Annotated in this window: 9 protein-coding genes; 2 read left to right on the top strand and 7 right to left on the bottom strand. The window is 41.2% G+C overall.

From position 1 onward, the window contains the following. The first annotated feature begins 275 nt into the window (after nucleotides 1-275). Nucleotides 276-449, top strand: a complete 174-nt coding sequence (locus tag ACTNDS_RS10815; RefSeq protein WP_441035659.1) for a hypothetical protein — start codon at nucleotides 276-278, stop codon at nucleotides 447-449. A 25-nt stretch (nucleotides 450-474) separates the two neighbouring features. On the opposite strand, the gene ACTNDS_RS10810 is transcribed toward ACTNDS_RS10815, so the two are convergent. From ACTNDS_RS10810 to ACTNDS_RS10790, 5 genes are all read right to left on the bottom strand, one after another. Further along, on the bottom strand, nucleotides 475-2,961 hold the full coding sequence (locus ACTNDS_RS10810) for a leucine-rich repeat protein (protein WP_441035657.1): 2,487 nt from the start codon (nucleotides 2,959-2,961) through the stop codon (nucleotides 475-477). Between the two features lie 840 nt (nucleotides 2,962-3,801). Continuing rightward, entirely contained in the window at nucleotides 3,802-4,635 is an 834-nt protein-coding gene (rhaD, locus tag ACTNDS_RS10805; RefSeq protein ID WP_173742383.1) for a rhamnulose-1-phosphate aldolase, read from the bottom strand. A gap of 211 nt (nucleotides 4,636-4,846) precedes the next feature. Continuing rightward, on the bottom strand, nucleotides 4,847-5,647 hold the full coding sequence (gene thiD / locus ACTNDS_RS10800; protein ID WP_441035655.1) for a bifunctional hydroxymethylpyrimidine kinase/phosphomethylpyrimidine kinase: 801 nt from the start codon (nucleotides 5,645-5,647) through the stop codon (nucleotides 4,847-4,849). A gap of 17 nt (nucleotides 5,648-5,664) precedes the next feature. After that, a complete protein-coding gene (gene thiE, locus ACTNDS_RS10795) occupies nucleotides 5,665-6,342 on the bottom strand; it encodes a thiamine phosphate synthase (RefSeq protein WP_173742385.1) in 678 nt (225 codons plus the stop codon). Between the two features lie 13 nt (nucleotides 6,343-6,355). Beyond that, complete coding sequence (locus tag ACTNDS_RS10790) at nucleotides 6,356-7,051, bottom strand: DNA alkylation repair protein (protein WP_303243577.1); 696 nt, start codon at nucleotides 7,049-7,051, stop codon at nucleotides 6,356-6,358. Between the two features lie 206 nt (nucleotides 7,052-7,257). Here ACTNDS_RS10790 and ACTNDS_RS10785 point away from each other — a divergent pair, with 206 nt between their 5' ends. After that, nucleotides 7,258-7,845: an AAA family ATPase gene (locus ACTNDS_RS10785; protein WP_186994234.1), complete on the top strand. Its 588-nt coding sequence runs from the start codon at nucleotides 7,258-7,260 to the stop codon at nucleotides 7,843-7,845. Nucleotides 7,846-7,984: 139 nt separating this feature from the next. Here ACTNDS_RS10785 and ACTNDS_RS10780 read toward each other — a convergent pair whose 3' ends face one another. Both ACTNDS_RS10780 and ACTNDS_RS10775 read right to left on the bottom strand, forming a co-directional pair. Then, a complete protein-coding gene (locus tag ACTNDS_RS10780; protein ID WP_433844482.1) occupies nucleotides 7,985-8,740 on the bottom strand; it encodes a glucosaminidase domain-containing protein in 756 nt (251 codons plus the stop codon). Nucleotide 8,741: 1 nt separating this feature from the next. Beyond that, on the bottom strand, nucleotides 8,742-9,596 hold the full coding sequence (locus tag ACTNDS_RS10775) for a bifunctional 5,10-methylenetetrahydrofolate dehydrogenase/5,10-methenyltetrahydrofolate cyclohydrolase (protein WP_008703871.1): 855 nt from the start codon (nucleotides 9,594-9,596) through the stop codon (nucleotides 8,742-8,744). Between the last annotated feature and the right edge of the window lie 17 nt (nucleotides 9,597-9,613).

Raw genomic sequence — 9,613 nt, 5'->3', positions numbered from 1 at the left:
TACAGGCGTATCCGCCGATATTTAGTCTGACGCCTAAAGCGTCTGGAAGCACGCGACTTCAGTCGTGTGAGGATAAAGTTTTTAATTCACTGCTATCCTACCGCCGATTCTGTTCCACTTTGGACGGCAATGTGAGGTATGCACCTATGTATATCCTAAGTTTCCGACTGATCGCCCCTCGCAAGTTACTGGAAGCACAGTTGTTCAATTAGCAGTATCAACATTACGAAGATATTCCGAATGTATCAGACAGGCTCCGCTGGTGCCGCCATCACATGAGACTGATGCAGAAGGAAGTTGCAGAACGAGGACTTGATGAACAGCCTACCATTCACGAAGGTGTAGTTGCCCTTGCATTCGGCTATATTCTTCCCACTACCGGGCGAATTCCGAACATGCGCCGATTAGAAATGTGTGCTGCCAGGTGCGCAATGCAACAGGCACAGTGATAACACTGTGCCTGAAATACATTCTCTATTTAACAATCACCTTAACTATATTGGAATAAGCTCCCGTCGTGGCATAATTTCCATTCTCGTCACGGACGATTCCACGCATTTTAAAATAATAGGTATTATCTTTCTTTAAAGCCTTTGTGATGAAGTTCTTCTCACCGTCTGTAAACTTCATCAGACGCTGATAACCTTTATCTTTTGCATTACGATAATAAATCACATAACTGCATTCCCCATCCTTATATGCTGCAAAAGCGCCACTCCAGTCAAGTCTTACCTTATGGCTGGAAACAGCCTTTCCTTTCAAAGACGGTGTTCCAGGCGCAGTAAAGCAGATTACCTGACTTTCACTATAATCCGAATAATAATTCTTTCCGTTTACACGATTGTAAGCACGAACAATGATCTTATAACCCTGTCCTGCAGCCAGACCTTTCACTGTCATAGAAGTTAATGAATTCTTAACGTTTACACGTTTGATAATTTTTCCGGTTCTACTGTCCTGCACATAAACCACATAACCATCCGGACGAATTTTTTCTGACATCCATTTACAGGTAATGGATGAATCCGTTCTTCCTGTCACCTGTACTCCACTCACCATTGCAGGGAGAAAAACATTTACCTTTTTAATCTTTGATGGAATACTGTAATACTTCTTATTTCCATCTTTTGAATATCCCCGCACACTCAAATAGTAAGTACCCTTCTTTACATTTTTAAAAGTAACATTTATGGTACTCTTGTCTTTCAGTTCGTATTTTTTTATACTCGGAACAAACTGAGAAACCTTCAATCCATTCCTACCATAATCATCATAATAAAGAAATTCTTCTTCCGGTTTGATTCCAAGTATATAATCGTATGCATATGCGTGTTTATCCAGTTTTTTCAAAGTCACCGTTACTGTTGAACCCTTTACAATAACGTTGGTGATTTCCGGCAGCGCAGGTGTATTTACTTTAACCGTTGCTTTTTTCGGAGGACTCCATATTGTCCATGTTTTATCTTTTTTTAAGCCCCGGACTCTGATATAATAATCTCCTGCTTCCGAAAGATATGGAATTTCTACGACAGCATCCTTCATTTCAAAAGTTCGTATACTTTCTTCCCAAGTAGCAATCAAAGTACCAGGTATCTGTAACTCCACATCCTCTCCTTCATATGGCTCACCTTCTGCAACCTGATCCACTCTGTATTCATACTTCATAATATCAGTATTTTTTCCGGCGACAGATACATTGATTACATTTCCTGCCACAACTGGTTTATTCAATTTAAGCACGGAAGTTTCTGCTGTCTTCCCGTTACTTCTGAACTTAATTCCCATGGAAGAAGCATAAGCCTCTGCATAAGAACCCGTCTCTCCAATAATCGTTATACTGTCTTCAATTCCCCAAAAAGCGGTTGCAGATATCTCCTTCACATTGGAAGGAATATAAAGTTCTTTCAAGCTGTAACAATTCTTAAATGCACCGTCATCAATTGCTTCAACACCTGTTCCTATTTCCACTTTCTTCAGATTCGGACAATCACTGTAATCACTGGGTCCTATGCGGCGATAGCCATTCCCTGTATGCACATATTCCAGATTTTTACAATCACTTGCTATAAACTCCCCATCAATCTCAGTAATATGATCTGGTATAATAAGCTCACGAAGCATAGAACAACGGAACATACACAAATCATAGCTTCCTATTTCCTGTATTGTATCCGGGAATTCTACCTTTTCAATATCTTTTCTTGCCTGTGCAAACATAGTTACCGGTGTACCATACAGTCCTCTCTCTACAGAAACATTTCCCCTTAATCCTTCGGCATGATAATAAGGGCTGTGCCACTCAGAAAAACCAGCCCAATACGAAACATTATCGACCTCTACTTCCTCCTCACCATCTTCATTTACGGGACGTTCTCTTACTACCAGATTTATTTTTTCATTATCCTTAAGGTCATTGTAAATATAGGTGTAGCGATAGCACTCAACGGTAAGCCCCTCACAGCCATCGAAGATATTTTTTCCCACCTCAAAGAAGGCTGATTCTACAGATACTTTTTTTAATTTCGTACAATTCTGAAAAGCTTTGTCTGCTACAGAGTATACAAACAAGTCTTTCGTTCCGTCACTGACGTACTCTTTCAGCGTAAGATCCTCAGGCACTTCCTCTGTGTAGCCTACAATTCCACAGGTATCCCTTCCGGTATCTTTGCGGTATATTACTCCTTCGTAAACAAACTGATTCGAAGACAACTCTGTTTCCGCTGAAACAACAGGCTCTGAAGTCATATCCGGCACTTCCGATACGGATTCTGTTCCTACTCCGTCATCAAAAACATTCTCCAGCAAATCTTCTTCCACAAACAAATCTGCACTCCCGTCTGCCTGTCCAACTTCACCGCCATCTGTAAATGCTTCACTTCCGAATGCAGAAACAGGTGTCAAAGACATTGTCATTGCTAGTACCGTTACAAGAAAGGTTCTTTCCCACTTTTTTCTCAACATACTTTTGCTCCTTTCTGAAAATTATTCAGGGATTTTCTAATTACCCACCTCTTAATATCAAATAGTTACAGATTACATCTTTTCCCTCCTCTACTCCTTTATTAATTCATATGTGTTATATAGATATTATATATATATATATCACCTTATGAGTATCATGTCAATATAGTGTTTGTTTATTTATAATTGTTTTATAATTATTTCGTAACATTTTATTTTTGCTTAATTAATATTATTCAATCAGAAGTAAGACAAATTCGCCAAAAACAAATTCTTCCTTTATCCGGCGGGCTTCCTTTGATTCCCTTGCCCTTGCAGCTGACCCATCGTTGGAAGTCGGTTATCTGGTTGCCCTTCCGCGGATGCAGTATTATGAGACGCTGTCTCGCCAGATCTATCAGGTACTTCTAAATATTTCTATAATGTATTTTTATGAAGAATTATAGAATAAATCCAAAGAGACCATTTGTCTCTTTTGGTCTCTTTTCTGTCTCTTTTTTAAACCTAGTACATCGAAAACGATGTACTAGTATTTTCAGGGTTTCTGTACTATAATGAAGATCAGAAAGAGATTATTATATCAAAATACTATTATAGTTTTCTCCCGGAAAATCAAATCATCTTCCATGAACTGGGAAATTCAGGCAGGGACGTTCTGATACTATTATGAAAAAGATGATCGAAGCCCAGGAAAGACAGATGTCCAGTGGTTCTCAGGGTGGACAGTACTAATCAGATAAGAACCTCACAGTTGAGGAGTTGACGAAAGAAAACCGATGACCTGACTGAAAAAACAGTCAAAGCCATCGGTTTTCTCCATGATTGATATTGTCTATTATTTTAAACGTTCTTTTCGTACAGAAATTCTTCCGGTAATGTAACCTTAAAGTCCCTGGCCAGTGCACGGAAATTATCAGGTGTGATAGTCTGGAGCTTTGTCGGTGACATGGACAGGATCTTTACTAGGATCTCCGCAGATTTCTCTACTGTATGAAGCAGACCGAAGGTAAGGTCAAAATCCTCGCCGGAACAGAACATTCCATGATGTGCCCAGATAACAACATCATATTTCTTCATTAACTCAGCCGTTTTTACTGCAATCTCCCGTCCGCCCGGAACCATCCATCCTACTACACCAACACCATCCGGAAATACTACCGGACACTCTGTGGCAGATTCCCATAGTTCTCTGGTAAATACTTTATCATCCAGAGGCAGCACAAAAGTCAGGGCAATGGTATTCGTTGTATGGGCATGATAAATAACACGATGCTTGCCATTTGTCAGTTTCTTTTTTACCTCATGATTCATCAGATGGGTAGGTAACTCACTGGTAGGTCTGCCGCCTTCTACCAGTCCCCAGCGTACTCTGTAATTAACACCCTTATCATCCAGTTCAATAATAGCCAGGCATACCTCCGGATCCTCAATAATATTTCGGAAATATTTACCACTTCCCGTTACCAGGAAAAACTCTCCTGCCAGTCCCGGTACTTCTGTTCCAATAGGTTTCCATTCTCCGTTCTCATTCAGACGGGGACGAATCATCTCAACTTCCTCAGGTTTCAGACGATAGCTCAGATTACCACCATTTCTCTCATGCCAGCCTTGCAGGTAGCCATCGTTTGCCATTTTGATAAATCCCCGTACAAATTTTGAATCCAAAATTTTCATGATCCTTTCCTCCGCTCTTCATCCATCATATAATAATTTACTTGTTTTGATGCTGTTGTTTTATACCGTTGTTCAAATGTGGGTTTATTTGGTTTTATTAAGTATAAATTGTTTTTTCTTGCTTACAAGCTTATTATATATGGTTTTATGTGGTTTGTAAAGCGTTTATTTTAAAAATACCTCATGATTCCACATTTATCACGGAAATTCATCACTGTACGTATTTACCTGTAATTGCAAAGCCATGATCCATAGGTCCGCTTCCGGCACCCAGATCCAGCATGGCAGACAGAGCACCTGAAATGTAGTCCTTTGCCCGTTCTACAGAGGTTGGCAGATCATAACCCTTAGCCAGATTAGCTGCAATAGCGGAGGAAAGGGTACATCCGGTTCCATGTGTATTGGGATTATCAATACGTTTTCCCTCAAACCAACGATAGCCGTCTTTAAAGTACAGCAGATCATTGGCATCATTTAGCTGATGCCCACCTTTACATAAAACAGCACACTGATACTGCTGTGCAATCTGCCTGGCTGCTTCAATCATATCTTCCCCAGTACAGATTTTCATGCCGGTAAGCACTTCTGCCTCCGGGATATTAGGAGTCAGAACAGCTGCCAGGGGAAATAGCTCCTGTTTCAGAGTATCAACCGCATCCTCACTGATCAGTCTTGCACCGCTGGTTGCTACCATAACAGGGTCTACTACAATATTCCGGGCCTGATACTCTTTCAGCTTCCGGGCTATTACAGAAATCAGTTCACGATCTGATACCATTCCGATTTTCACTGCATCAGGAAAGATATCTGTAAACACACTGTCCAGCTCCTGTGCCAGAAACTCCGGTGTTGCATTGAAAATAGCGGATACACCTGTGGTATTCTGAGCTGTCAGTGCAGTGATCGCACTCATGGCATAGACACCGTTTGCCATCATGGTCTTAATATCTGCCTGGATACCGGCACCTCCGCTGGAATCACTTCCTGCAATTGTTAAAGCTGTTTTTCTCATTTTCATCTTTCCTGCCTTTAATTATTCTTCTCTTCTGTTATCTCTGCTGCAAGCATCCTGCAGGTTTCATTTTTCAGGCTTTCTGCTGCCTTCTTTATATCACTCTGGGCATAAATAGCACTGATCACTGCAATTCCGCAGATGCCGCTTCCTGCCAGTTCTCTTACATTTTCCTCAGTGATGCCGCCAATGGCAATAACCGGAATGGAAACTGCCCTGCAGATATCCTTCAATGTATCAAAAGATATTTCCTTGGCATCCGCCTTGGAATCTGTGTGAAATACAGCTCCTACTCCCAGGTAATCGGCGCCTCGCTCCTGGGCAAGAACTGCCTGCTCTACTGTCTTGGCTGTAACCCCGATAATTTTATCCGGCCCCAGCTTGGCCCGTACATCACCTGCCTCCATATCGCTCTGTCCCACGTGAACACCATCTGCGTTGATGGCAGCAGCAATATCCACATTATCATTTATTACAAAGGGAACCTGATATTCCCTGCAAAGCTTCTGCAGTTCTCTGGCTTCTTCCAGAAAATGTTCTTCATCCAGTTCTTTTTCCCGAAGCTGTAAAAAGGTTACACCGCCTTCCAGACTTTCTTTTACTACGGAATACAGGGTGCGTCCATTTAACCAGTGGCTGTCTGTAATAGCATATAGCTGCAGATTTTTTCTGTCTGCGTTTGTTTTTCTTTCCAAAATAATGATCTCCTTATAATTTTATTTTCAAATTTCTCAGATACTCTTTTTTTTCAGGCGAAATCCTCCTGCTCTCCAGTGCTTTCTGGATTGCTTTATTATGGGTCCATGGCTCCAGGATCTGCTTTTGTATGTAAGGAAGCGTTACCTCATACTGCTTCACCAACGCAATGCTGAAATACCATGCAACTGCCATTTTCACATAAAATTTTTCAGACTCTGTGTTTGCAACAAGTGAAAGCATTTCCGGGTCAAATGCATCATCCAGATAGAAGCCAAGTAAAGTCACGATTCCAAATCGGACGGTATATTCATGATCACTTTGAAGCCATTTTTTTATCCTTTCATATATATAAGGCAAATGTTTTCTGAAGATTTTAGGGGACAGCATATCACAGGTTGCCCAGTTATCTACATAGGGCAAAAAACGCTCCAACTCTGCCAAAAAAGTCTCTATATCTTCAGGATAAAGCAAAGACAACAAAGCACCATGAAGGTTGTTTTCTTCATAATAATCATGAGGCAGTTTTTGTATAAATTCTTTTGCTTCCGGCATTTGAAATATTTTTTTGGCATAACTTCGCAGATCTGGGGTGCGTACGCCGATGATTCTGTCACAGGAAATATTGGGCATTAATTTTGCCTGGAATACCCGATAGCCCTCATCCTGTAATTCAAATAATCCACTGGTAATCATACTGTCATTCATATTTATTCCTGCCTTCACAAACATTTATTTCATATTACTTGATACATTATACCTTACTGTCATAAAAATAGCCAGTCCCATTTTTTGTGTATTATATACAAATATTCCGAAACAATTATTTGATATTTATATATTATACTGGAAATTTTCAGATAATAGTGTTATAATATTCACATGCAAAAAACTTCACAAAGGAGGGTTTGACTATGAGTAAACGTGTGATTACCATCAACAGAATGCTTGGCAGTAACGGACGACTGATCGGCAGGGCTTTAGCAGATGAGCTGGGATTTGCTTTTTATGATAGAGAGCTGATCGATATTGCTGCAAAAAAGGAAAATATCCCCCATGACCTGCTTGAAAAGGTAGATGAAAAAAGAGGCAGCCAATGGCGTTTTCCTATTGACCATGAACTGCAGCTGGACAGTGAATTTCATTTTGTTCCCATGAATGATGTACTCTTTGATCTGCAGCGTAAGATCATCCTGGAGGCAGCCCAGAAGGAGGATTGTGTCATTGTAGGCAGATGTGCCAATCATATCCTGCAGGATAATTGTCTCAGTGTATTTATTTATGCTCCTTATGATTACCGTGTCCAGACCGTAATAGAACGTACAGGCCGTGAAGAAAAAAGTGTTCAGAAGCTGGTCAAGAAAGTAGACAAGGAACGTCGCACCTACTATGAATATTTTACTGACAGAAAATGGACAGATCTGTCCCAGTATCATCTTTCCATTGACAGCAGTAAATTTGATCAGGATACTATTGTAAAAATGATCAAGCTTGGTCTGTAAATGACAGCTGACAGCATTTTACATTCCATAGCCAAAATAAAACAGGCAGAAGGAATTTCCTTACCGGAAATTCCTTCTGCCTGTTTTTATACTTATAATCATTCTTCTGTTGTTTTTATTTATCATAGCATTATGTTTATCACATTTCACTTACAGAAGACAGTATTTTTCTTAATTTACTGCCATAATCTTTTCCTGCTGCCCAGCCGCCGCCATAGGGATTTTCCTGGATACCCAGCCACTCCACATAAGGAGCAGTTTCTCTGGTTACATAGTCAAAGCGCTCATCTACGCATTCCTGATTCAAAGCTTCGGAGGATGCATAAGCCTTCAGATGCTGTACCTGTGCCCGCAGTCCTGTACGGACATCAGGGAAAGAATTTCCCTTCACTCCGTTTCCGGTTGTTCCCAGTCCTGCAAAATTAAACTGGGTAATCTCAGAATCGCCACCATAAGACAGCCATCCGGTTTCCAACATGGATTGTGCGAATACCACCTCTCCACGGACATTTTCAGCATTGGCTTCCTCAATGATAATATTACAGAAAGTCTCAATATCCGGTGCCCCACCTGCCCCCAGTGCCTCCTCAGGATAAGGAATACCCTGCTCATTATACAGAGAACACATGGCATCTGCTGTTACAGTGGTTCCACCCATAATCGTATAATACCCATAGGTGTTATCTGTGGGATCCTCATTGGAAATCACTGTATCTGAGGATTCCTCCAGATATTCAGGCTTTGATATCTGTCCTTCCCCTGAATGATCCGGTTCCTGACTGTTATCCGATAGTGTCTGATCCTGCCCGGCACTTACGAAAGCAGGTGCCCCGAACATCAGGGCACCTGTCATTGTCATAAGCAGCCAGAAATATTTTCCCGGCACTTTTTTCATCTTATGCGTTTACCTTTCTCATTGCAGCTTCTACTACATGACCAACCAGTACAGAAGTTGTAACACTTCCAACACCGCCAGGTACAGGTGTAATAGCATCTACAATAGGCTCTACTGCTGCGTAGTCAACATCACCACAGAGTTTGCCTTCTGCATTTACGTTAATACCTACATCGATAATTGTCTGGCCTTCTTTTACATATTCAGCACCAACAACACCTGCACGGCCTGCTGCTACAATAATGATATCTGCTTCACGTGCTACAGACGGCATATCTACAGTTCTTGTATGGCAGATTGTAACAGTTGCGTTTTTCTTAACCAGCATCATTGCTGCAGGTTTACCAACAACAAGGCTTCTTCCGATCACTACTGCCTTTTTGCCTGTGCAGTCAATTCCGTAGTGGTCAAGGATTTCCATACAAGCCTGTGGTGTACATGGCGGGAAACCAATCTTCTTGCCTGTGAATACACCGGACATGGAAAGGTCTGTCATACAGTCAACGTCTTTTTCAGGAGCAAGTGCATTCTCGATCACTGCCTGATCCAGATGTTTTGGAAGCGGACGGAATAATAATACGCCGTGAATGCTGTCATCTTTGTTTACTTTATCGATTGTTGCAAGAAGTTCTTCCTGGGAAACATCTTCCGGAAGTAAGATTTTCTCACATGCAACGCCTAAAGTTTCGCAGCGTTTTGTTGCTCCTCTTTCATAGGAGATATCGCTTGGGTTTTCACCAACACGGATGATGCAGAGGGTAGGATTTACTCCTTTTCCCTGAAGCTCTGCTACGTTTGCTTTGATTTTCTCGTTTAATGCTGCTGTTACTTCTTTACCTAATAACTGCTTAGCCATTGATTATTTCCTCCCAA

Origin of the sequence: Blautia sp. HCP3S3_C12 (assembly GCF_052064155.1) — a bacterium.
GTDB lineage: Bacteria > Bacillota > Clostridia > Lachnospirales > Lachnospiraceae > Blautia_A.
The sequence above is the reverse complement of the archived record's forward strand: the minus strand, read 5'-3'. Positions and strand labels throughout refer to the sequence as shown.

Bases quoted from the DNA above. Each gene is read 5' to 3' on its own strand.
- ACTNDS_RS10815 (WP_441035659.1), top strand. From the start codon at position 276: ATGAGACTGATGCAGAAGGAAGTTGCAGAACGAGGACTTGATGAACAG.
- ACTNDS_RS10810 (WP_441035657.1), bottom strand. From the start codon at position 2,961: ATGTTGAGAAAAAAGTGGGAAAGAACCTTTCTTGTAACGGTACTAGCA.
- rhaD (WP_173742383.1), bottom strand. From the start codon at position 4,635: ATGAAAATTTTGGATTCAAAATTTGTACGGGGATTTATCAAAATGGCA.
- thiD (WP_441035655.1), bottom strand. From the start codon at position 5,647: ATGAGAAAAACAGCTTTAACAATTGCAGGAAGTGATTCCAGCGGAGGT.
- ACTNDS_RS10790 (WP_303243577.1), bottom strand. From the start codon at position 7,051: ATGAATGACAGTATGATTACCAGTGGATTATTTGAATTACAGGATGAG.
- ACTNDS_RS10785 (WP_186994234.1), top strand. From the start codon at position 7,258: ATGAGTAAACGTGTGATTACCATCAACAGAATGCTTGGCAGTAACGGA.
- ACTNDS_RS10780 (WP_433844482.1), bottom strand. From the start codon at position 8,740: ATGAAAAAAGTGCCGGGAAAATATTTCTGGCTGCTTATGACAATGACA.
- ACTNDS_RS10775 (WP_008703871.1), bottom strand. From the start codon at position 9,596: ATGGCTAAGCAGTTATTAGGTAAAGAAGTAACAGCAGCATTAAACGAG.